Genomic DNA, 25592 nt, shown 5'->3' with positions numbered 1-25592 from the left:
TGTATGAATAGATTCTTCATGGAATGCCTTTTCAAAAGGTATATTTTACTCTTGGTGATATGTATCCTACCCTCCTCTATCCGGGCACTGAATGATCCGGCTTCCCTGGAGGCCATGATTGCCAACCATAAGAAGGTGAGAACCCTTCTGGAGGTGAGAGCTATCGCAGAACTGGGTGTTTATGAGTATCATAAGCAAAGCAGTAAGAAAATCACTGACCATCGCAAGGTGGCAGAACAGCTTGACAAGTACAAGCGCTGTTTCGATATCATGGACTTGGTGCTTCAGGGAACGGCAACAGCCTTCCATGGTGTCAACACCTATACGAGTATCAAGAGAAATATCACCAGATATTGGAAACTCATCGATACCTATCATGACAAGATCCTCTCCCATGGCGCAGTGTGGTCATCGGATACTTTGATTCTGAATACCACCAACAGGGCGGTGGAAGATATCAGAGACGAGGTGGGTGAACTCTATAAGTCCTATGGAGAATTGTCGCTCATCGTAACAGGAGCAACGGAATGCACCACTGCCAATCTGATGATGATTCTAAAGCACATCAATGAAAGCATGGACCACATCGATAGCAGTATATACCATGCCTATTTGGATATACACACTTATATGACCATCCGACTTGGGTATTGGAAAAAGGAAATCTTCATGGCTAGAACCATCAAGGAAATCGTAAGGGATTCCTATACCAGATGGCTGAAATCCGGTCACCGGGTCTTCAACCATCTTCAGGCGAAAAAGTCATTCACCCATAAGCCCTTGGGAGGTGGCAGCCTTATTGGAGGAAGAAATGAACATGTTCAACTAATAGAATAAAGTATGAAACGAAATCATCTGAAAGGTCTCTTGTCCATGCTTCTGAGCTTGGTGAGCCTGTATGGTCAGGCACAGGAGGTTACTTATATCCACGAAAGGGATATCATGAACCAGTTCACCACCATGGAAACGGGTGCTGGTGTCCTCTCTCCTGCCTGGTATTACAATTCACTGCATAAGAATTACCAGAGAGATGCCAATCTAAGAAACAAGCTTGCCTATCGAACGGATGTCATGGCCAATACGTCCAAGGAAGTCAATGAGGCAGAGAAGGTGGATTCCGATTATGTGGAACGAGCCAAGGTGGAGGCGTTGAATATCGTTTCCCGTTCCTCTGCATCTGATTTGTCGTGGGTTCTGGAGAAGAAGAAACTGGACTCCAAGATGCTGCTCTTCGATAAGAACATCAACCATATCGTTTCCTGTGGCGGAAGTTCCAGAGATTACCGGAATTGGCGCAACATCTACAACTGTTTTGAAACAGCCATCAAGATCACTCATGAATCCTACCAGGATTTGGGTATGAGGAAAAGAGAGTATCTGGCTATCTATCAAGACATCGTGAAGAGAAATGTGACATTGGTCAAACAACTCCTGTATTGGAACTCATTGAAAAAAGGAAAGAGATTCTCTGAAAATAACACCAGGGTTGAAAGAAATACTTCCAACACGGTTATTGCCTCGGATGCCTACAGAAGATGGCAGGCTGCTATGGCTGTGGATGGCTTTTCTGGTGCAAAACCCTGATAAAAGCTAGAAACAAAAAATAGAAAAAGAAATATAATGGCATTTACATCTTTATTTTTAGACACCTCCACAGGCAGTGTCACAAGTGGTATGGGAAGTTATATCTCTGACCTCTCAAAAACCATCGGAGTGGACCTGTTTGAGGAAGACATAGACAATGTTGTGTTTAGAACCAACGAGTTTCTATGCAGTGCCGATTTTATCGGTTCGGATGGTCCCTTCTGGTACATTCTCCAGATGAGCATGGCACTTGGAGCCTTGTTTTCCATCATTGTGGCCGGTTCCATGTCCTACAAGATGCTCGTCAAGGGCGAACCCATCGATGTGGTCAAGATCATGAAGGTACTGGGTATATCTCTGGTCATGTGCTTCTGGTATCCATCATCCACCAACAATAATGGAAGTATTTTGGATGCACTGGCCTTCATTCCCAATTGTATCGGTTCCTATACCCATGATCTCTATGAGGCAGAGGCGATTCAAGTGAGCGAGAAGTATAATGAACTCATGCCCCTGATACAGAAGCGAGACTCCATGTATCACAAGATTGCCCCTACTCAGAAGGTTGCCAAGGAAATCATCCTGAGTGAAATCGTCCAGGATGCTTCCATGCAGATAGAAGATATCGAGCAGAAGCAGGAAGGTGAGCAGCTGGCACAGGAAGCAGCAGACAGGTCTATTTTTGCAGGCCTGATTATAGGTTTGGACAAAATCGTTATGTTCCTGGCACTGGTCATCTATAGAATCGGATGGTGGAGCACCATATTCTGCCAGCAGATTCTCCTGGGTATGCTCACAATCTTTGGTCCTATCCAATGGGCTTTCTCCGTGCTGCCCAAGTGGGAAGGTGCATGGGCTAAGTGGATTACCCGTTACCTCACGGTGCATTTCTATGGAGGCATGCTTTACTTCGTGGGCTTTTACGTCCTCCTTCTCTTTGATATTGTTATCAGTGTACAGGTGGAGAACCTCACTGTTATCACGGCAGGAAAAGGAGAAATTACAGGATATATCCAAAATGCCTTCATGACCTGCGGTTACCTGCTGGTGGCTTCCATTGTGTCGCTGAAGTGCCTGAATTTGGTGCCGGACCTGGCAGCATGGATGATTCCTGAGGGTGATACGGCTTTCAGTACCAGAAACTTTGGTGAAGGTGTGGCAGCTTCTGCCAAGCAAAGTGCCATGAGTCTGATGCCGAAATAGTCTTAACAACACTATCAAATAATAAGAATATGGCAGTTTTACAGAATTTGGAAAACAAGATCAAAATGGTGATGATCATCAGCAGCCTCTTTTTGGTGGGCTGCGTGGTTATCAGCCTGGGCAGCATCTTCATAGCCAGAGGCATGGTGAGTGATGCCCATAAAAAGGTATATGTACTGGATGGTAACGTCCCTATACTCGTGAAGCAGACCACGATGGAAGAGACCTTCGATGTGGAAGCCAAGAGTGACATAGAGATGTTTCACCATTTCTTCTTCACACTGGCCCCGGATGACAAGTATATCCGTTATACCATGGAAAAGGCCATGTATCTCATTGATGAGACCGGTCTGGCACAGTATAACGCATTGAAGGAAAAGGGATTCTATAATAATCTGATTGGAACCTCCACTATCTGCAGTATTTTCTGTGACAGTATCAGGCTGAATAAGGATTCGCTGACCTTTACCTATTATGGCAGGCAGAGAATAGAGAGAAGAACCAACATCCTCATGCGCCAGATTGTGACAGCAGGTAACCTGAAGAAAGTACCAAGGACGGAAAACAATCCGCATGGTATCCTGATTACCAATTGGCGTACCCTTTTGAATAAGGACCTGGAGGAGAAAAAGAAGTCAGAGTATTAACACTATACATTATTATATATATGAGTTTGAAGAAAATGATCATAGGTGAGGAAATGCCAAGCAAGGATGATCCTAAGTATAAGGAACGTTACCTCAGAGAAAAAGAGGCAGGAATGAAGTTTGCAGAGAAGTCGGGCATCAATTTCCTGGTGGCCAGAATTCAGGCTTTTGCCAACAATCATCGAATTGCCTTCATCGGCCTGGTCTTTACCATAGTGATAGGTTGCCTTGGCATCAATGTGGTGAATATGATAAGATCATATAAGAAACACGGTTCAACCAGAACTACCGCAGTGGAGAAGGTGGATTCTGCCCTTCTGAAACGTCAACAAATTAAAGAACGCCCATAAGATGAAGACAAATAAGATTAATTTCAAACAGCCCAAGTATTACATGCCTCCGGCATTCTATATGATATCCTTGTTTCTTGGTTACATCGCCATTGATACATTTAATATCGAGCTGGGTGAAGCAGGAAACGGTCATCTCAAAACTACAGATTATCTGTCCAGTGCCTTGCCGGATGCCAAGACGGATAGCCTCTTGGGAAGCAAGATGGATAATACGGAAAGAAAGTATGGTAAGATTACAGACCTTTCCGGATTGGCCAGTGTGGAAAGTGACCGTGACTCAGTGAATAAAAAGGAAGAATATGAGTCTCAATACAATAAGAAAGAGGCAGCACTTATCAGACAGCAGGAGGCTGAACAGGAGGAACTCAAGAAGTTGCGCGCTATGCAAAGCCGTGTAAGAGAGAACTCCCAGCGACAAACTTCTGCTTCCAATGCCTTTGTGGCACCAGTGAGTGATTCCGAGATAGCGCGCCTTCAAAGAAAACGCAGAAAACAAACCTGGGAGGAGATGAATCGGAACCTTGCAGGATTCGCCTCACCAGACGAAATGGAGGATGAGCAGGATAAGTCTGTCCACTATCGCTTATCAGATACGAATCGAGTGAGTGAGAGACGGGAAACTACGGAAGGCGGAAGCCTCAAAAGTGGCCAGTCTCCAACACCACCCGACAGTGAAACTCCTGGGAAAGTCACCAAAAAGACAAAAGAGGTTTCTTCCTATTTCAACACGTTGGGATTGGAAAAGAATAAGAGTCATCTTATTTCCGCCATCATTGATGAGGAAGTCAAGGCCGTGGATGGCAGCAGGGTTCGTCTTCGCCTCTTGGATGACATTGAAATCAATGGCATAACAGTAGGTAAAGGTACCTATCTCTATGCGTCGATGAGCGGCTTTGGAAAACAGAGGGTGAAGGGTAAGGTGGAAAGTATCTTCTTTGATGAGGAAATCTTCAAGGTCAATCTCTCGCTCTATGATACGGATGGCTTGGAAGGTCTTTATGTTCCTATGAGCAGTTTCAGAGAAACCACACAGGACATCGCTTCCTCAGCCACACAAGGAGGAAACAATCTCACGGAGAACTCCACTGGAGGTACTGGCATTAAAAGCTGGGCTTCACAAGCCATGAGCAATGCCACCCAAAAGGCAATGAATGCTTTGGGTAAGAATGTCAAGAAGAATAAGGTCAAGCTGAAATACGGCACGAAGGTTTATCTCATCGACTCATCTTCTGCTCATGGTAAGACAAAATCATAAATCATTTAGAAATCAGTAAAATAATTGATATGCAAAGACTTAAAAAGAAGGTGGTGGCACTCATGATGATGTGCCTTGCCAGTATAGGAGCCAACGCTCAGAAAACGTTTTATGATATGGAACGTCTCACGGTGAATGAGAATGTATCCTCCATTATCACTGCATCGGAACCTATCCGTATGGTGGATATTTCTACGGATTCCATTGTGGGTGACAAGCCGCTGGATAACGTCATTCGACTCAAGCCTATCTCCTCTCATCATCAAGATGGTGAGGTGATGGGTATCGTTACCATCATCACAGAGCGCTACAGAGTCCAGTACGCCCTGGTCTATACCAGTAAACTGGAAGAGGCAGTAACAGACAAGGAGGTGGAACTCGTGGAGAGAAATGCCTTCCATAATCCGGAAGTAAGCATGTCCACCACCGATATGGTTGCCTATGCCATGAAGGTCTGGAACTCTCCTGCCAAGTATAGAGGCATTATCACGAATCATCACAAGATGAAGATGCGTCTCAATAATATCTACGTGGTGGGTGAATATGTTTTCATTGATTTCTCGGTGGACAACTATACCAACTTGCAGTTTGACATAGATGAACTCCGCTTTAAACTGCAGGATAAGAAACTTCAGAAAGCCACCAATCAGCAAACCGTGGAGCTGAAGCCAGCGCTTCTTTTGGATAGAAGCTTGTCATTTAAGAAAGGTTACAGAAATGTCGCAGTCTTGAAAAAGATGACTTTCCCTAATGACAAGGTCCTCTCCATAGAACTCAGTGAGAAGCAGATCAGTGGCAGAACCATCTCCATGCAGTTAGATTATGAAGACGTTCTCTCTGCAGATTCTTTTGACTCTCTTCTTCTGCGTGAACAATAAATGATAAAAGATGAAGTACAATATGACAATATTAAAGAAGAGCATCGGTATGCTGGCATTGGCATGGGGCATCCCATCATCCATGGTGGCACAGAACCAGGGTAGCCATCTCATGATAGCCGTGGGCGGTTCTTACCCAAGAACCCTGGAGTCAACCATTTCCTATGAAAAGGAAATGCTGTATCATAACGCTTGGGAATACTTTGCCACCTACTCTATCCAGTATGATGAGGATCCTGAGGCAAAGCATATTACCAGAAAGTCGTTCTGGCATAACCATAACACCTGGGGTGTAGGAGCCGTCTATAAGCCCTGCGTTGGAAGAGGAAGAAATCACCACGGCAGTCTCAGAATTGGCGCCAGTGCAGGTAGCGATTTCCATAAGGCCATAGGAGCTGTCCATGTAGGCTATGAACATACCTATAATCTCTATGACGGATGGAGTGTGTTCTTTGCCATCAAGGAAGATATATCCATCAGGGGTAAGGACCGGTTCAAAACCGGAATTAATCTGGGCGCAAAAATTCCATTGTAACATTTTAAGCAGCAAGACAATGAAGAAAACATATATTTCTATTTTTTGTGGACTGTTGGCCATCTTATTCCAAGGTCTGTTGGTTTCATGTGACGAGCATGAACCAATGGACTATGGTATTCATGTTGGGTATGTCCTTTGTGACGACCACAGTTGTATGGATACGACCACCTACTTCTCCCAAACTTCCAAAAAGGCAGTGGGTGTGGTGTTTACAGAGGCTACAGAAGAACATCCTGCCATGGCAGTGATGCTGAATGAATTCCAGGAGGCCTTCTCTGATTCTTTGGGAGTGAGCCAAGGAACGAGCATGAATATTGAGTCTTACGATGGATTCACCAATACCATCGCCATGTTCAATAGTACCGACCAAGATACAGGAACAGGCTCACCTATTGCTCAGGAAATGTTCCATTTTCATTCTAAAGGGCAAAGTGATTTCATTCCTAGCGTAGCAGAACAGAGAGTCCTGATAAGAAATGCCCCTTCTATCAATCCTTTGATCATGCGGCTGGGAGGGCAACCTATCGACTTATCTGAGGATACCTGGTACTGGACATCCACAGAGGTGAAGGAAAACCCCGGCTATCAGGCTTGGCTTTGCTCTTCCGTGAATGGAGGTATCATAGAAACGCCCAAGACCATGCGCCATAAGGTGAGAGCCATCGTGAATTTAAATTATCCAGATTAACTGATAAAAGCAATATGATATGGGATTTTGGAAAGAATTGGGCGTAACAGCCCTGGAAAAAGGAAAGAATCTCTTTCGTGGAGGAAAACAAGCTGTAGAAGGAGCAAAACATGTTGAAGGCATCGTTAAGGATGCCAAGGTTTCCATTCCTGCTACGACAAAGCCAACCAGCTATCGTGCTTGGGAGAAATCCCTTTCACCACCCAGTTTTACCCCTGCCTTTCATCAGAGCAAGACAGGATGGAAAACTCAGATGAAGGATTTTTGGGGAGGTCTGTGGAAGCAATCACCAAAAGAGGCTAAACCTGCAGTGGCAAATTCCACGTCTGGGCCTTCTTTTACAGAACGAGTCAAGAATTGGTTTTCCCGTCACTTCTCCAGACAAACAACCTCGCCTTCAGTAAACCCGGCTATTCCTGGAAAGCCAGTTGTCCCAGTAAGTCCTGTTATACCGACAAGGCCAGTAAGACCTCCGGTTTTCAAGGATAGCGGCTACCTGGCATGGGAAAAATCTCTGCCAACTCCGTCCTTTAAGCCAAGGTTTAATGTGATTTCCAAGGAAAAGGAATCTGTTAAAACTAGCAAGGAAACTGTAGAGCAGGTTATCAAGAAAGAAAAGAAAACAGTTGAAACTGTAAAAGGTGAAACTAAAACAGGCAAGGAAACACCGAAAGAAACAGCTCATAGTACAGAACAAGCTGCAGAAAAGGTGAACGAAAGAGCAAAAGAGTCTGCAGAGCAAGCAGGAAAAGCAACAAAAGAAGCAGCTAAGGGGGAAAATTCCTTCAAAAAAGCAGCGAAGTTCTACGCTAAGAATCCAAAAGTTCTTGGTTGGCATGCTGCTCTTGGTCTGGGTGGATACAGTTTAGTTTCCGGAGATGGTGTCATCAACCCTCTTCTCTACTTCATTGGAGGTAAGAATGCTACAGAAAACGGCCTTGGTGGTATGGTTGGACAAGCAGTCGCTGGTGAAAAAGCGCCGGGTATTTATGATTCGGTTACAAATGCAGCTGATTCAGTAGTAAATGAAGGAGTTGACCTTTACCAATTCAGTAAGAATACTCTAGGCAACGTGGTGGGTGAAGGTACCGACCTTTACCAAATGGGTAAGAATTACGTGGGTAATGGTATGGTCAGCAATGGAAGTGGTGGCTACTATGATCCCACGACAGAGCAAACTCCTAATCTTTACCAGGCCAGCAATCCCGACATGGGAAGCCAGGATGGCATGTTGAACAATGTGATGGGAGGTATGAACCATCTTGTGAATCAGGTTTCAGGCGGTGCTGTAACAAAGATGAATATTCTTTCTTTGGCATTGTCTGCCTATATGATGTTCGGACGTTTTGGGTGGCTTGGAAGAGCAGCCAGTCTGCTTCTGGGAGGTATGACCTTGAAGAATATCAACAATCGTCAGCTCCCAAATCAGCAGGTTCAACAACAACAGCAAAATCCTTCTCAGCAATATGTGCCGCAAGTTAAGCAGCCAAATGCTTCCATGGAGCCAGAGAATAGGTATAAGAGTTTGGAATATCCAATTGCTGCAGAGGACGGAGAAGTGGTAAACCGTCCAAGAAGTATGAAATTGTAATCCACAAACAATAATAGTAAGATTGAATGAAAAAGAACTATAAAGATATGCTCCTTGAGTCGGGAAGTGGCTTCATGATGCCATTTCCCCTCAGGGATGATGAGGAACTGCAGACCACGTTGGGATTTGGGTTGCAGCAACATCCAACTGGTGGGCAGAAATTTGAGCACCATGGTGTGGATCTTCTAACCAGTGGGAAACCTCTCTACTCAATTGCCACCGGTACAGTCATCGGTGCAGGTCATGACAGTATTCATGAAGATTACATCATAGCCAAATATGGCAAATACGAGGTGAAGTACGGCCATATCACCGAGGCGTATTGTCCTTACGGAACCAGTATCAGTGCCGGACAGGAAATCGGCAAGAGTGGTCAATTCCTTCATTTGGAAGTCAGATTTGATGGTGTCACCATCGATCCCATGGAATTCCTGGCCATGATTTGGGCTAATATCCAGCAGCTGGCAGCAATGGGTATCAACAAAGCTCCTACTACAGAGCAATTGGGTAGCAGAAAGCCCAAGACTCACTATGATAAGGAGCAGGATGAAATTCTGATGATGATGATGCGTTGGCTCCCTGCCTACATGAATGAACTGAGATTGGGCAGCTATACTCCCTCAGATAGACTGCAGACCACCCTCAAACATGTCATATACGAGGCTGCAGAACGCAATTATTTCTTCGAAAAGCTTCCTGATATGGCTAATCCTCTAGGTCTCACCGGTAGAAGCCTGCCAGTGGCTGAGAAAATCCAGAATCTTCTCATTGAAGATTTCCTGAGCTATGCCTGGCTTCGCCATGATGCTTGTCCTGCTTCCTGGAACGAGGCTCAAAAAAAAAACTTTCTCATCAAGTTGCCCAAGACGGCCTAGTGGTAGACCCTCTGTCAGATTTGAGCATACACGTTGAGAGTTATGATGTCAAACATGAAGCCTATGTTTATTTTGATGCCTCAGGAAGAAGATCCTGGACCAAGGCTTGGTTCAATGGAAGAGACAGGGGAGAAAACGCCATTGAGGTAACTCGTCAGCAAGCCATCAAGTTCATCAATGATGAGATCTCTCATGATGATTGGCTAACAAGGTTCTATCCCAAGCAAATGACAGTTTATCATAAGGCCATTGAGCAGGCACGACAGCAGCTACTGGGCTTTTAATATCATTTTTATAATGGCTAAAGAGAACAATTATCAGAATTTGGCGCAAGTTGACTACTGTATCCGCCAATATTTCAGCAAATATATGGCGCCAACGCTGGTAAAGGAGGTAAGAAATCTCCGAGAAAAGCAAACCGAGGAATTTATCAATCGTTTGGAGAAAAACGAGTCTCCATTCGTGCCAGTGGATGTACAGCTTCAAAATGCTGACAATCAGCTGAAAGTGTGCGGAAAATGGTACAAGAAATCATCAGATGACATAATCAGGCAATGTAAGCACAGATGGGGAAAAGATACCAAATTTGCCAAGGATTATCAGACATTTCTTGATTCCTTCTATAAGGAACTCATCAGACAAAATGGGGGTAAATCTTCAGAGAAACTCGCAGCCTTTGCAGAAAACTATGTGGCAAATCGATTTCAGGGACTTATCATTGAGCAGCTGGCCAGAGAGAAAGTTCCCAAGAACAGTGCTACCTACATTGCAAGAAAGGCATTTGATGACAGTTTATTGGGACTGCTTCCAAAAATCGGTCCCAAAGAAGGTGAGCATGATTCTCTCATCGCTCAAAAAGCAGATGACCTGTATAATCCCAATATCTGGGAACAGGGTGCAGCCATGGGAGGTTCCATGGTCATTGATGCTGCGGTGACAGGAGGTTACGGCTCCGGTAGTTCCCTCATAGTAAAAGGTGCAACTAAGGCTGGAATCAAAGTGGTGCCAAAAGCCGCTGCTTTCCTGAATTCTGCCTGGAGTGGTGTAGCCATTGATGGCGGTCTGAGAACAGGCTTCGCGCTGAATCATGCCAGAAACTGGGAAAATGAGAAATATGCTAAGGAAGACAGTAAGTTAGTACTTAAAGATGAGGATGCCATCAAGAAGATTCAAACAGCCAGCGATTCCATCAAAAGGGGAAATTCTGAGCTGATTTATCAGTTGAATGGGCAGTTGGAGCGAAAGATAAAAACATATAGTCCTTCATTCACAACACGAAGCAAGAAAGAAATGGACTCCTTCTATGCCGCAAACAAAAATCAGGCAGGTAAATTGCTGGCTCAGATAAGGGAAAACTTTTCGAAGCAAACCGTTCCATTTCGTGCCAATAACCATCCGCCGGAATGGATGATTAAACTGGGGAAGAAACGCTGTGAACAATGTGCCTCCGGGTTTTATGCCATTGCCATGGAGATGTCGAGGGAGGAAAAAACATGGATGAGTATTGGTGGTAAACGCATGACCCTTAAAGAGGTTAGTCAAAGAGCCATGGATTATGCTACGGCTGCTGTAGCTTGTGAAAAGAAACGGGCGTCTGGTCAGGCGAAAGCTCCCAAGAAAGACACCTGGGATTCTAATATGGATAAGCTCAATAGCTTTATCAATCAAGCAAATCCATCATCCACAGATTCTTCTCCATCATCAGCTTACCATTCTTATAGTCCTGTGGAAGAAACTCAAAGACAAGATTCCTCTAGGTATGAGATGACAAGTAATAAGGCCTCTTTTCAAGATTTAAATGCCGGTTGGGCTGATGCCTTGGATAAGATGGGACTTTCCGGTTTCAGTGATGTCACCAAGAACATGGGCTACGTTTTGGCCATGCTGCCAGACATGATGATAGGCCTGTTCACGGGCAAAAATCCTAACTTACAGGTGAATGACAATTTGCTGCCACTTGCTGCCATCTTTGGTGGCATGTTTGTCAAAAGTCCCCTTCTCAAACTCCTTCTGCTTGGTTTTGGAGGTGCCAATTTGCTCAACAATGCTGGTCATGCAGCATTGGGACTGGCCAAACCGGCTTCACCACAGCGGGTTTCTTACAGGCAATATGAGGAAGAAAAGCTGAATCCGAGAATCTCAAATCCGGCCATCAGCGGAACAAGTATGATTGCAGACATTGACGGAAAGCCATGTGTCATAGAAATCTCTGATCATGCAATCGATGCTTACGAGAGAGGAAACCTCCCCTTATCCACATTGGCCAATGCCGTTTTGAAGAAATACGATGAGAATAATGCCTTCGCAGAACGAGAATATGAAAGAGGTATTCATCAGGAACTTCAACAGCAGCATTCCTTAGGCATCAAATAGACTGAAAGAAGATGAAAAGACAATGAAAAGGAAACTATGCATGAATCTTGCCAACACTTCTAAGAAGGTAATTGATGGTATTTCTTGATGGAAATTATCGCCTGATAGAGCCCCAATTCCACAAAGCTTTAATGGTTAATATAAGGAATATGAACATAATATCAGAAAAAGTCATGTCAGATAGAGGTGCTAAATTTAACACATTTCAAGGCAAAAACTTTGAATTGAAGAGGATTTAAGTTAAAAATAAAAATCAATTTAGTTTAGGGTGTTCAATCCAAAACTTTTCTTTTATTTTGCCATCAGATTCAGCGTTATGGGACAGCTGAACATTACATAGATTAATAACGATCATATATATCATTTATGGATTTCGAAGAATTGAATAAGGCTGCCTCACAAGAGGACGGACCTACTCGTATTGACAGAGCATTGTACAAATTTGCCAATATGATGATTGAGCGTTTGGAAGCCTGTAAAACAAAGAACTGGGAACAAGGATGGACTTCTGGTGATAGCCTGGTAGGACTTCCTCAGAACATCAATGGAAGACCTTATGTAGGAGGAAATGCATTCCTTCTGCAGATGCATACCATGATAAAGGGTTACCATGTTCCTGTTTACATGACCTCCAAGCAAGCACGAGACAATGGAGCCTTGATTAAAAAGGGAGAGGCTTCTGTGCCGGTGTTTAAATGGGGACTGAGTGTGAAAGACGAAAACGGAAAGCGCATCAGTGAAGACAAATACCTTGCCATGGATAAGGAGGACCAGGCTAAATGCCAGGTTCGTCCCTATCTGATGGTCTATAACGAGTGGAATCTTGACCAAACCACTTTGGAAGAAGTGAATAAGAAAAAGTATGATGCCATTATTTCCCGTTTCAATCCTACCACATTGAGTGACGATGTGGGGATGTATAAGAATGAACCACTTGACAGAATGTTTGAGAAGCAGGAGTGGGTGTGCCCTATTCATGTTAATGAGGAAGTGCCTGGTGCAAGCTATAATAAGACCCGAGACTTCATTAAGGTACCGATGAAAGCACAGTTCAAGATTCATGAGGGAGAGGATGAGATCTTCAAGGATGGTCAGGAATACTATTCGTCTGCCCTGCATGAAATGGCCCACTCTACCGGTCATCCCTCGCGACTTGACCGTCTGCCAAAAAGCAAGTTTGGTTCTGAGGAATACGCCAAGGAGGAACTTGTTGCAGAGACCACTGCATTTGTGATAGGCAATGCACTAGGCTTCTCTAGCAGAATTTCTGATAACAATGCCGCCTATATAGACAGCTGGATTCAAACGCTGCGTGAAAAGCCAAAGTTCATTACAACGCTTATGTCGGACGTGAATAAGGCATCGCGCATGATTTTGGAAGAGATTGACAAGCAAAAAGTGGCATTGGGTGAAAAGCCGCTCATGGAGGGCAACCTCGATGGCATTGAAGAGCAAATCAAGAATGAGGAACAGTTGGAGAAGATCAAGCAGCAGAACGTGATGAAGGAGGAAAATGTATCTGATTCCATCACGAAGCCACTCTCCTCTCCAGAAGCTTACTTTTCATCCCTCATAACCCAGATTACGTCTGATAAAGATAGCGAGCATACAGTCCTTGCATTGGAAAGTCTTCCTGAACTCAGAGCGTATTTCCAGGACAATGAGGTACTAGGCAGTTGGATTGAAGAGGTGAGTGATGAGAAACTTCTCTCTTTAGGTGCTTCCCTTCTGCCCAATATAAAAGCGCAAGAAACAGTGGATAGTTCACAAAATACAGATAATAACATGAAGGATTCTAACGAAGAAGGCAAGACAGGCCAGGATAGTGTGACAAAGCCAAAGAATGAGTATTATTTCTCTTATCTGTACCTGCAGAGCGTGGATAATACACAAGAGTTTGATGATCTCTCCAACAAGGAAAAATGGGATGAACTCCTCACTTTGACCCAGCAATATGATCAAGGTGATAGTCTCTCACAGCATAACACCAGAAAAAATGCCACCAGTCAAAGTGGTGATGACCTGCTTGTTGAAAACGACCATTATGCCCTGGTTTATAACAATTCATTGGGTGGAACCTATGAACTCCTACGCAGAGTTAGTGAGGAAGATATTAAACTGTCTATAGAGCAATATGGTTTGGAGAATGATGCCAGTCAGGATGTGAAGGCCATAGCCCAGGACATGGTACAAAAGGAGTTGGATACGATAAAGGCCAGTATTCCTGCCTTTTCCATGCCTAACGGAGACGTTCTCTATTTTGAATATAATAAGGAAAAGGATTCGCTAAACGTGGGAACCCTTACCAACATTGGCTTGTCTGTTCATTACAGTTTCCCGTACGACCATTCGGCAGGTTTAGATAAGAATTTGCAGCATGTTGAAGAGCAACTCTCGGAAATGCCTGAATATCAAATACAGGAGGAAAATGAGGAGGTAGAAGACTCGGTTGTTGATACTCAACAGCAAAATGAGTATGCTTCCATTGCTAAGAAATTTTCTGAGCAGATTAATCCGGCATATCATATGCCTAATGGTGAGATTCTTGCTTTCCAATATGATTCTGCCACCAACCTTGTTCAGGTTGGCAAAAAGGAAGAAGAAGCTTTCAAGGAAGTTTATAGCCAGGCTTATAACGTCAATCTGTCCATGGCAGAAAATATGACGCAAATTTATAAGGTATTGGCAGAAAAAGATGAATATAAGCTTCCTCTACAGAATGAAACTCCACATGAAGACAGCAACATCCAAACAGATGTTGTAGGCGTTGCTGAGCAAATCGAAGCCACCGGTGTTCCTATGTATGAAGCAGAGAAAGAAGCAAAGACGATCGTGGATGATGAGCAACATGTGAAATATCATGAAGAAAAGGCTCAGGAACAGGAGACGCAAAAGCACAAGGAAGACAATGAGGAAGTCAAAAAGGAAGACAAAGCTTCTGTAGAGAGCGACCATGAAGATAAGGAAGAGAAGAAAAGTGAGAGCAAGGCAGCTTCACATGCAGCCCTTCTTCTTGCAGCATTGGAGATGGCAAAATCACATGAAGGCGTCTGGATGAATGAAAAGGGTAAGAGCAATGCTGAGTTTTTGGCCTCCAAGAAGCCAATCACAGCATTCAATAACATCATGATGAACCTGCATAGTGATCAGCAAGGCTATAAGACCAATCTTTATTCCACCTATAACCAGGCAAAGGAAAATGGCATGTCAGTCAAGAGAGGTCAAAGCTCGCTTCCATTCAACTGGACCAAATGGGAATACCAGAATGTCACGAACCATAATGACACCATTTCAAAGGAGCAGTATAATGCTCTCCCAGATATGGAAAAGTCCAATTATGCAGTACATGCCCATCGCCAGCGTCATCATGTTTATAACATAGACCAAACGATTCTTTCTGCCAGTGATTCTGAGCAATATTCGGCATTACTCAAGGCCAATGGGCAAAAGATTGAGAAATTCGTGGAGACAGCTAAGAATGCATCTAGTCCCCAGTCTGCTCTCCAGTTTATCAAGGATCAGGAACAAAAGCATCCTGAGGTTGTTGTCTTTATCAAGAAAGGCAGCTCCTATGAAATCTATGGAGATAAGGCTAAGACGATTGCTCCCGTAATTGGTATCCAGGATAAGGAAAAGGAAATTGATGGTAAGAAAACATCCTACTTATCGTTTCCAAGCTATGCGCTTGATACGGTGCTCCCTAAAGTAATCAGGGCTGGAAACCGAGTCGCTATCTGTGACAATCCACTGGAGACGAAAATCAGTAAGGAGGTAGTACCTGCCACCAAGATTCTCTCCCATGCCTACCAGATAGCTGATGCTGTTTGTAAGGCTTCCGGTATTAAGAATGAGCGAGTTCATGTACTACAAGATGCCAAATTCGATAGCAAGGAGAATACGCTTTTCATAAGTGGCATGAGCAAAACGGAAGGAAATGAGCAAGTAAATGCCATTATGAAGGCAAATGACATATTCCGTTCCGTAGTAGCAACCACTGGTGATGCAAAGCGTCTGGACCGCTCAGGGCGAAACAGCCTTTTACCAGCGGATGATGCCAAGCATGAATTACTCATTAGAGAACTTTCCGCCGGTGTGCTGATGGCAAGACAGGGACTCCCTGCTACATTGTCAAAGGAAAGCCAGCAACTTATCCCCTACTGGGAACGAGAGTTGAGAGAAAATGGGAACTTAATGGGTATGATTGAGCGTGACGTGAACAATGCCATCGAGACGATTGACAACCTTGTAGAAAAAAGAGAAGTGAACTATGATGCCATCCGAGGTCAGTTGCCAACAAAAGATGTTCTCTTAACAGGTAAGGATTATTCCATCTCGGCAGACCTCAACAAACTTCCTTCCATGGAGGCAAAGGAAATGGTCGTAGTACTTGACAGAAAGCAGCAAACTGCAGATGTCATCCTGCCATCGGGGGCCTCCTTGCTTGTGAATAACGAGGTGCAAGGTATGAGTAAGAAGAGAATTGGTATAGCTCTGAAGAAAGAAGACGTAAAAGAGGTAAGCTTCTATAATGCAGGTGGTAGTCTTGCACTAAAGGAACCAAACAGTTATTATAAGGACAAGGAGGTGACTGTCAGCAAGCTCAAGCAGTTTACGCTAGAAATTCATCAAACCATCGATGTATCAAGCCAGCTTACAGAAAAGCAGGCAACCAAGATTGAGAAATTTCAGGCTATCCAGGACTCTGAGGGAAAGTATGCCTTCTTCATCAAGCCAGAGAATGAAAAATCATTCTCTATCTATCCGATGAAGGAACATCTCAATGCCTATTTCAATGTCATGGGCAAGGACAACAAGCAGGAAATGCATCAGGCTCTGGCTCAGAAATATTATGATATAGGTTACAGGTATCCAGAATCCAAGCAGCAACTCATTGTGCCAAATACCGAGGGTATTGATATGAGCCGCATTGAGAAGGTTAGAATCTGTGCCGACAAGGATGACCCGAAGGTGAAGGTAGTCATTGCCACAGTGGATGGAGAAAGAATGCAGAAGCCAATAGCCAAGCAACAGTGGTACAATCTCTGGCTCGCTGATGACATGGCTGAATATAAAAAGGCTGTAGCTGCCGTTACATTTATTCCTCAGATACAACAAACTGTTGGAAATAATCAGCAGCAGGTTCTTGAAAATGAGGGAAGAAATGTGGCCGAAAAAGAGCCTGGAGAAAAGGAGGGCTCCCATCAGGAAGCAAGTTCACATAGAGGATTTCATCGATAATAACTAGCCATGGGGAATACCCATGGCTATCACCAACCCAAATGATATGGCAATAGATAAAAATGCATTTTATGCAAAATATGCCCAGGTGGCCATTGAACAACAAATCAAATATGGCATCCCGGCATCCATCACCCTTGCTCAAATGGGATTTGAGAGTACTTTTGGTACATCGCGTCTTGCACGTGAAAGTTCCAATTTCTTTGGAGTGAAGCAGGGTGGGTCATGGAAGGGGCCTGTCAGCTACCATGTGGATGATCATGGTTATCCGGAAGCATTCAGAGTGTATTCCGGGGTAAATGCCAGTGTGGAGGATCATTCCAAGGTTCTTCTGTTGGACAGATACCAGAAATATTGTGCCTCAAAAAGTTCCCAAGACTATAGAGGCTGGATTAATGGCATTGTAAAAGGTGGATATGCGAGCAGTCCTACCTATAAGGAAGACCTGCTTGATGAAATTCAACGTTACCATCTTGAACGATATGATCAGATGGCAGTTCTGCAAGCCCAGAAACAAGGTGTCAATATCGGGTATGCAAGGAAGGGTGAACAGTCTCTTCCTAGAATGCCCACCACCCTATCCCTCCCCATTGATTTCAGAAATCTCAAAGTAACAGGTATGTTCCATGAAGATAGAGGAAATCATCTGCATGGAGGCATAGACATCGCAACAGGAGGCAAGAATCTGCCAGTGTATGCGACAGAAAATCAGGGCAAGGTCATTTCTGCCTGCTATGGAAAGGATACCGGTAATATGATTAAGATCGCATATGACAAGGACGATGGAACTCAACTCCAGTGTATCTATATGCACCTGAGCCAAATAAATGTCAAGGAAGGTCAGGTCGTTCAGGCTGGTCAACAGATTGGAATATCGGGCAATACAGGTCGATCCACAGGTCCACATTTGCATTTTGAGACAAAAATCAAGGATGCTTCCGGCAAAATAGAGGCATTCAATCCGATTCATTATCTCGCAGCAATAGAAGGTAGAACCAGTAACGATACACCTCTTTTGAGAAATGGGCAAGACCTTCTGGCAGAGGAAAGAAGCAAATATTCACCAGTCGCTCATCCTATATCCCAGGAAGATAAGGCACAAAATCTTCTTGCCAACATTACTCAGTCCAATGATCCAACCAAATGGCTAGGATATTTGATGAGTCAAAATAGTGAAACTGGTATGGATAATAACAAAGATGCCTTTTCTGAGCTGATCTCCACTCTCTTTTCAGCAGCTCTTGTCATGGCAGCTAAGATAAAGGCCAATGAGATGCAGGCTGTAGTTAATAGGGAGGCCAGATTGACTGAGAATGACGAGGAAAAGACGGAATGCCAACTGGTAAAGAGAGAGAGGGAGAAGGTGGATGCATCAAAGCTGCACGTCCTCGCAAGTACTATTTTTGAAACCGAATGTCCAGAAAATAAGCAGACTGTCGGTCTCAAACAAGCATAAATTTAAGAATTGTATCATCATTAAAACAAGAAAATATGATCAAATGTAATGTTACCGCGTGCGGCATCATTGTCAGCAGCGCAGTTGAAAAGCAGAATAAGGAAGGTGGAAAATTCCTTGCTTTTACCATCATCGTTCCTATTGAGGGAAAGGACAAGAGTGTCAAGGAACTTCATATTGGAGTAGCGGCTGAAGGTGACCAGACTACAGCTGCCAACTATCAGGCAGGACGCCGTGTCACTGTTCATGGAAATCTCTTTATCAAGAAGGTGGAAGAGAATCTTTATTTCAATCTCCGTTCGGAAGGAGCCATTGAGCAGAACGACTCCTCTCTCCCAGACCGTCTGGAAGGAGTTATGGAGTTTAAAGGCAAGATCGGAAACAAGGGTATTGAAACCATGACCAGTAAAAAGGGCACTTCGTTCAAGGTATTCTCGGCCTTTTCTTCTGATAAGGATGGTGAGAACAGAGCCTTTACATGGGTAAAGTTCATTGTAGGCAAGCCCTTGGACATCAATGTTAATGCCGGTGAGTATGTGGCAGTACATGGTGACATGCAACTGGATGTCTATAAGAATAAGCTTCAGATCGGATGTCGTACCACCTCGGTATCACATTGGGATTTGAAAGCCAATACGTAGTCCAAATGTCATGTACTGAGAAGGAAATAAAAGAACAGATAGGAAAACATTGCCATATATGCTGGGCAATAACCTTGTATCTAGCAATGTTTTCCTATCTAATCATTCATAATAGAAAAAAGAATTAATGAATTATCAAACAAGTCAGAGCAAAGGAGACCGTTTCATGAAGGGATGGCAACCCCTTTTCTCTAAAAGTCAGCAAACAGGCAAGAAGCCGTTTCCTAAGGACCGTTTTTTCTCGCCAGAGGAATTGGAGTTCTTGGATACAACTCAAAGCGAACTTTCATTGCTGGAGAAATGGGCTTTACAGCTTGGTAAGTGGGCCCGGGATAAGTCAGAAACGTCCCATTTCCCCCAAGTGAAATGGCAAGCAGGAAGATTTTCAACCTGGGTAGATAACATCGAGGAAATAGATTCCAAGAATAAACAGATAGAGCGCTTTCGCCAGTTAAAGGCAGATGGTTACGTTCTTCCTTCTGCCTATGAATCCATGATAGAAAATAAACTGGGTAAGGATTTGGTAGGAATGTTTTTCAAGCAGGGACATGGTAACAAGGAACGAATCTGTACAGTGGATGCCTATATTGGCGGTAATTATGCAGGAGAATCACATATAGCATATTCCACTTTCCTTTCTCCTTCAACACAACCAGAGCTTCATGAAATTCCTCTAGCGAGGTTTCAGCAACTCATTCAATCCAAGGAACTGGTGCAATTGACACCAGAAGAGACAAAAAGTTGGGTAAAGGGAAGAGAACAGGTGGAGGCCGCTCGTAAGGATTTTATGGCTTTGCAAAAAGATATAGGCAAAACTTACCCTTTGAATTTCGGAGGAGACTTTCCCGCAGTCTCGCGTAAGCAAATCTTCTCTCAATTTCTGCAAAAGAACATCACTCCATTGTCATGGAGTTCGAATGCAAAAGATGATATGAAGGTGAACTTCTATGTCAATGATAGATGGGAAAAAGTGCAGCAACTTGATATTACCCCATTGAATGCCCACCAGCACATGGAACTTTTGAGAGCTGTCAAAACGCAACTGGAAAGTGATAATTTGAATGCCCACTTGGAGAAGCTCATGTCCTGTTTGGGAAATAAGATAGGTGATAGCATCTTGTTCACCCCAAATTCTCCTGGTGGCATTCAAACTACCGATGACCATGCTGATGGGGTACTTTTATCCAACAGTGGCAAATTGTCTGCTTTCAAGAAGCCAAAGAATGTTGAAATACCTCTCAATACGGATGATCTCAAGCTCATCAAGGAGGGGTTAATCAAAGAAGGTGTGACTAAAATTGCCCTGCTGCAATCCAAATCACCTGAGGAAACTGAGCAACTTGCTCAGCTCACCAAGGAATTGACCATGATTTTAGGTAGTAAGCAGGCTTTCAATCAGCATCTTAGCCATGTGCTCAGTTCTCCAGAACCATCTCAAAAAGAGTTCAAAGAAACCTCTAAAGAAAATCATGTAAATGACCAGCAAGAAGTTGCGCTCATGAAAGACTATGTTCAATCGATGAAAGATGCCAATAATCCTTTTTCTGGAGATATGATGCTTCTTCCAGACGACACCGAGATCAAGACTCTGTTTCAAAAGCAAGAGATTTTGGAAGATGATTATGAAAGAAACGTCTCTTCCATGGATCTAAAGGCAAGAAATCAGATGGAAGTTCAAATTCAGAAAAGTGTGGATCATTACGAGAAAAAGCTATCTTCCCTGATTGGTGATTATTTCTCACAGGAGAAGCTTCAACAGAAGAAAAATGCTCCAGAGAATGAAGAAAAGGTTTATATGTCTTCAGAGGATGGTTTTTTCGAGCCCATTAAAGGTAGGTGGCATACTGAGGAACACCTTCATACGCAGGCGTACTCACAGTATGGAAAGCTTATTGCTGACCGATTGAGTTTGCAGGTTACCTATCCGGAACTTCCATGGATTAAAAGCAATGCTGCTCTTCCTCAGGGTATTAATGGAGACAAGTTTGACAGCAAAACATCCTTGCTTCTTTCCATCCTGACGGAAAAGGAGGGATACGAGGTTCCTATCTACATGACGCTTGATGATATTAAGAGAGAAAATCTCAAGGTTGATATCAGCAAAGAAGGTTTCTGTCTGTCAGATGGGAAGACTTTGCAAACAGTATATAATATTGAGCAAACCAATTTTTCTATGGAACATCCCCAGAAATGGGAGCAACTTAGAAAATCATGTAAGGTTTCTGCATCGAAACAAACTTCTGTGATAGGCATGCTTACCGAAAAAGGCAAATATCCTGCACAGGTAATTTTTGATGGCAGAAAAGGTCTGGTCAGCTATAGTGCTAAGGAAGATGCCATTCACCTTGCACCTCATCAGTTATTTGAATCAGAGGATGACTATATGAGAGACCTTTCAATAGGCCTAGTGCGTAGTACTCGCAAGGAAGCTGCTAAACTTACCAGATATGAACATTTGGTAAAGGAAGAACTTCTAGCACATATGGGCGGAGCCATGATTGGTCAAAGATGTAAGTTTGACGTGAAAGGCCTGGACTACAACAAATACTGGAAAGACCTTCTCAAACAAGATCCAGGATTCACAAAACATGCCTTGACATCTGCAGAACATGCTGTGAATATCATCTTCCAGTATGTAGAAAAAGCCAATCAAGCAGAATCCCCAGATAAGGGTATTGATTTAAGAACCTCAACCCCCATCGACATGGATGTAGATGGCAATGGCATTATTGAAAGCCAGGAAAACATGGCTGCCGATACCAAGCAAGGTGAGAATGAGCAAGCTCATGATCATAAAGAAGATACCATGCTGCCACATGCATCCAAAAGTAAATATGCAAGATAAGAAGAGCCCTAGGAGTACAAATCCTGGGGCTTTTTTCCTAGAAACAAACCCAAAGAATTCAAAAATCATAAGTTGACCTGAGTTATTTCATGATTTTTTTGTAATTTTGCACAAAAAAACAATACATCATGATAGAACCTCTTCGACCATCACCAACAGATAGGATCCTTTTTGTAAACATTAAGAACTCCTTTAATTGTACAGATAGGCATAGTGAATACTATCGTCCATCCAGATATGAAGCTACTAGAAAATATTGGAGGGTATCCAAGAATAGAATCTCCAAGGTCAATTTAGTAATTGGGCATGTGGATGGTATCGTAAAGGAAGTGATAAGCCCCACAGTTTGGATACCTGCTACCGATTCCCGTTATCATGGTAGATTTGAATGTAAGGGGAAGGAACAGGATGACTCACCTTATCTTGAAAAAGATATCCGACATCTTGTAAATCTTGGTCAAAATCCAGTATCCTATTATCAATGTGATTGAAATCAAAAGTAGAAAATGAATGATGCAAGAATATTAGTTCCAGGTAGTTATTACCAACCATCGGAACTGCTCAATATCTTTAGAAATTTCCTCACGCACAAGGAAATCAACATGACGCTTGTATGTCTCAAGGGTGTATATGTCAAATCAGACAAGATATACGGACCAATAGCATATGACCATCTGAAAGACGAAACCGGTTCAGATGGCATTACCATCATTGTTCCTGTTGCGCTGAGAGACACCCTTAAAAATGGCAATCTCATCACGGTATATGGTACATTGGACAGAAAGGTCGTTCCAAATGGGTACATACAAATTCTTTTGAATGTTTCACGTCTGGAAAAAGTGAAGGACATAGCTATTTCTGAGGATGAGATTAAGCGGGCAGAATTCAGAAGAGTGAAGGAGCAAAAGGGCTACAAGAACGTCGATAGCATCCTGGAGAATATACTCTTTACAAATAACCGACCAAAAGTAGCACTGATTTACGCAGATACATCCATTACCAATGCGGACTTTGAAAAAGGATTGGTGGCAGCCAGATCACATATTGATTTCATTGATATTCGGGTAAGTTTCGCCAATACGCAAGCTCTAAAGAATGTCCTTCTTCAAGCTGATTCCCAGAAGTATGATGTGATTTCCATCGTGAGAGGCGGAGGTTCCGGCATCGAAAAACTTGATGAAATATCAATCATTGAGACTCTTGCTAACCTCACGACAGCTTGGATATATGGCGTGGGACATGAGAAGGAAAATCTTTTCATTAAAAATATCGCAGATAAGGTCATTCCCATTCCATTTGCTTTAGGTACCTATTTCAGAGATATAGTAGAAGCTGTAAATGAAAAGCGAAATAATTCACGCGCTGTCCTAATCCAAGAGGTGAAGAAACAATATGAGCAGCAGATCATTGATTCCAACAAGAAAAATCAGGATCTCACCAAGCAGTTGGAGGCAATGCAGAAGTTACACAAGGAACAAACAGATGCATCTAATAGGCAGATTGCTCAACTCACCAAAGCGCAAAAGGACAATCAGGAGCAACTCAAATTGCAAACAGAGGCTCTCAGAAAGGCAAATGAACAGACCCAAAGACAAGCCAAGGAGCAGATGAACGCAGCCTCAAAGGTCAATGCAGATCTCCAAAAACAGCTGGAACAACAAGGCAAAACACTGCTTGATATGCAAAATCAGCAAAAGGTACAGCAAACAGAGTTTAACAAAAGGCTTGAAAAAATGCAAGAGACGAATCATAGCCTGCAATCGTCATTGGGGAAACTCACTGTTCAAAATACACAAGCTGTAAAAGAGTTGTCAGAAGTCAAGCAACGAAATTTGGAGTTGTCAGAGCAACTTAATAATACTGTTAAGAATAGCCCTATGTATATGGTATTTAAAACTGCAACAATAGTTCTTGCAATCTTGCTCTTTATCTTGATCATATTCATATGCAGATAAAGAGCACGAGAATCAAGGAGAAAAGAATCAACCAGTGTGATTCTTTTCTCTCCTATTTCCCCATCTGTAGCATAAGTGTAGAAACAATCAAAATGAGACACAACGAACTGAAAAATAAAGGTTTAAGCCACAAATAGTTATCATAAAATTTGGTGCTTTCATTTATTTTTAGTATTTTTGCGCAAATATTTTAATTAACTTGAATCTTCGAAATAAATATGTATCAAGAATATTACGATAATGACAACTATCAGGATGATATGAATTATTACCCAGTTGAAGAATACAACTGGAGTCCTAATTTATTTGCCAAGCTTGTATCCTACTTGAATGAGTCTGTCTCACCGGATGTAATCAGATTAGGCATTATTGCTGGAATAAGAAAATGTTCATCCGCAGAGGACGCCCCTACCAATTGGGATAAGGTGGAAACCATGCGCCGTTATGTGGATAGCGTTAACAGAGGACTGGGCTTGCCAGAGGATGCGACTCTCATGTCTCTTCTCCATTCAACCCAATGGACGGGTTATGGACTTTTCTCAATGAGTTTTATCTCAGAAATGAATCTGGACTATCAAGGAATCTGCATGGATGAGCAAACTTCCCTATCCTACCCAAGTATGGTATTTCTCATCGCATTAGTGAAGGGAATGAGTATGATTAATCTTAAAAATCCGTCTTCAACTGAAGAAACTGCTAAAACATATACCTATCTTGTTCCAAGCCAATTCTCAACATTTTCATACGCATCATTCCTCAATGTAGCCAATAATCGCCTCTTTAATAAAGAGGAAGTCACCCCACAGGACATAGAAGAACTTACCGGCCTTGCATTCAAAAGTCGCTATTGGAAACAGGGAACCTCTTTAAAAGGTAAAGATAGCGAACTGTTTATCAATGTTCTCAAAAGTATCATGTCCGATATCCTGGGACTCACGCTCGATGTTGATATGGAGTCTTTTTCCAAACAGGCTAAGCAGGTTGAACTGATTGCTGCCACTCCAAAGGAGGTCACTCTCACAGAAAAGGAGCTTTCTACCCAAAAGTTGAGTGTTGCAAAAGCAGTGGAAATTGTACTCAACAGATGCTCTCTCCCTCTTGAAAGAGACCAACTCCTCTTAGAAATTCAGGAATTAAGACCTTCTACAAGAGAAGATACCTTCAATACCATGCTTTCAAAACTTCATAAGGACGATGTTATCAACTTCTTCGAAGGTGGCTTAATTGGTGTCAAAGGAAAACGATACGGAAGAGGCTATAAAAAAGTTGATCGTTTTAAGAAAAAAAGTTAACAATATAAAATAACAGCGGTTTTCCATTAAGGAAAAACCGCTGTTGTCTTTTGCAGAATAATTAAAATCGAGAGTGTAAACTAAACTGTGTCAAGCTACAATAAAAGTAGTTTAACACAGTTTTTATATTATGGACAACTTAGAAATTGATTACAAGAAAGCTGCTCAGCAGTTGCGTAG

19 protein-coding genes are annotated in these 25592 nt (G+C 42.9%); all 19 read left to right on the top strand.

Annotated features, from left to right (window positions below; translation table 11 throughout):
• The first annotated feature begins 3 nt into the window (after positions 1–3).
• The 19 genes from ACTQ53_RS03640 (at position 4) to ACTQ53_RS03550 (ending at position 25412) form a co-directional block, all read left to right on the top strand.
• Positions 4–837, top strand: coding sequence for a hypothetical protein (locus ACTQ53_RS03640; RefSeq protein WP_441932061.1), 834 nt, complete (start codon positions 4–6; stop codon positions 835–837).
• 3 nt (positions 838–840) lie between these two features.
• The gene (locus ACTQ53_RS03635) at positions 841–1584 is read left to right on the top strand and encodes a DUF5045 domain-containing protein (protein WP_441932060.1); all 744 of its coding nucleotides are present in this window, start codon (positions 841–843) and stop codon (positions 1582–1584) included.
• Between the two features lie 90 nt (positions 1585–1674).
• Positions 1675–2787 carry a hypothetical protein gene (locus tag ACTQ53_RS03630; protein WP_441932058.1) on the top strand — a complete coding sequence of 371 codons (1113 nt, stop codon included), beginning with the start codon at positions 1675–1677 and terminating at the stop codon, positions 2785–2787.
• Positions 2788–2816: 29 nt separating this feature from the next.
• Entirely contained in the window at positions 2817–3434 is a 618-nt protein-coding gene (traK, locus tag ACTQ53_RS03625) for a conjugative transposon protein TraK (RefSeq protein WP_264949515.1), read from the top strand.
• Between the two features lie 20 nt (positions 3435–3454).
• On the top strand, positions 3455–3784 hold the full coding sequence (locus ACTQ53_RS03620; RefSeq protein ID WP_427879770.1) for a hypothetical protein: 330 nt from the start codon (positions 3455–3457) through the stop codon (positions 3782–3784).
• Position 3785: 1 nt separating this feature from the next.
• Complete coding sequence (gene traM / locus ACTQ53_RS03615; protein WP_441932057.1) at positions 3786–5042, top strand: conjugative transposon protein TraM; 1257 nt, start codon at positions 3786–3788, stop codon at positions 5040–5042.
• A gap of 29 nt (positions 5043–5071) precedes the next feature.
• Positions 5072–5920 carry a conjugative transposon protein TraN gene (gene traN / locus ACTQ53_RS03610; RefSeq protein WP_441932056.1) on the top strand — a complete coding sequence of 283 codons (849 nt, stop codon included), beginning with the start codon at positions 5072–5074 and terminating at the stop codon, positions 5918–5920.
• Between the two features lie 22 nt (positions 5921–5942).
• Positions 5943–6455, top strand: coding sequence for a hypothetical protein (locus ACTQ53_RS03605; RefSeq protein ID WP_441932055.1), 513 nt, complete (start codon positions 5943–5945; stop codon positions 6453–6455).
• 19 nt (positions 6456–6474) lie between these two features.
• The gene (locus ACTQ53_RS03600; protein ID WP_441932054.1) at positions 6475–7146 is read left to right on the top strand and encodes a hypothetical protein; all 672 of its coding nucleotides are present in this window, start codon (positions 6475–6477) and stop codon (positions 7144–7146) included.
• Positions 7147–7165: 19 nt separating this feature from the next.
• Complete coding sequence (locus tag ACTQ53_RS03595; RefSeq protein ID WP_441932053.1) at positions 7166–8737, top strand: hypothetical protein; 1572 nt, start codon at positions 7166–7168, stop codon at positions 8735–8737.
• 26 nt (positions 8738–8763) lie between these two features.
• A complete protein-coding gene (locus ACTQ53_RS03590; RefSeq protein ID WP_441932052.1) occupies positions 8764–9612 on the top strand; it encodes a M23 family metallopeptidase in 849 nt (282 codons plus the stop codon).
• Between the two features lie 11 nt (positions 9613–9623).
• Entirely contained in the window at positions 9624–9896 is a 273-nt protein-coding gene (locus tag ACTQ53_RS03585) for a hypothetical protein (protein ID WP_264949584.1), read from the top strand.
• Positions 9897–9909: 13 nt separating this feature from the next.
• A complete protein-coding gene (locus ACTQ53_RS03580) occupies positions 9910–11985 on the top strand; it encodes a hypothetical protein (protein WP_441932051.1) in 2076 nt (691 codons plus the stop codon).
• A 366-nt stretch (positions 11986–12351) separates the two neighbouring features.
• Positions 12352–17223 (top strand): zincin-like metallopeptidase domain-containing protein, encoded by a 4872-nt coding sequence (locus tag ACTQ53_RS03575; RefSeq protein ID WP_441932050.1) that lies wholly within the window; start codon positions 12352–12354, stop codon positions 17221–17223.
• Positions 17224–17269: 46 nt separating this feature from the next.
• Positions 17270–18679, top strand: coding sequence for a glucosaminidase domain-containing protein (locus ACTQ53_RS03570; protein WP_441932049.1), 1410 nt, complete (start codon positions 17270–17272; stop codon positions 18677–18679).
• Between the two features lie 35 nt (positions 18680–18714).
• The gene (locus ACTQ53_RS03565) at positions 18715–19320 is read left to right on the top strand and encodes a hypothetical protein (RefSeq protein WP_427879779.1); all 606 of its coding nucleotides are present in this window, start codon (positions 18715–18717) and stop codon (positions 19318–19320) included.
• Positions 19321–19447: 127 nt separating this feature from the next.
• On the top strand, positions 19448–22165 hold the full coding sequence (locus tag ACTQ53_RS03560; protein ID WP_441932047.1) for a hypothetical protein: 2718 nt from the start codon (positions 19448–19450) through the stop codon (positions 22163–22165).
• A 506-nt stretch (positions 22166–22671) separates the two neighbouring features.
• Positions 22672–24120: an exodeoxyribonuclease VII large subunit gene (locus tag ACTQ53_RS03555; RefSeq protein WP_441932046.1), complete on the top strand. Its 1449-nt coding sequence runs from the start codon at positions 22672–22674 to the stop codon at positions 24118–24120.
• A gap of 218 nt (positions 24121–24338) precedes the next feature.
• Positions 24339–25412, top strand: coding sequence for a hypothetical protein (locus ACTQ53_RS03550; protein ID WP_441932045.1), 1074 nt, complete (start codon positions 24339–24341; stop codon positions 25410–25412).
• The last annotated feature ends 180 nt before the right edge of the window (positions 25413–25592 follow it).

This window comes from Prevotella sp. Sow4_E9_plate, from assembly GCF_052116205.1.
Classification (GTDB): domain Bacteria; phylum Bacteroidota; class Bacteroidia; order Bacteroidales; family Bacteroidaceae; genus Prevotella.
The sequence above is the reverse complement of the archived record's forward strand: the minus strand, read 5'-3'. Positions and strand labels throughout refer to the sequence as shown.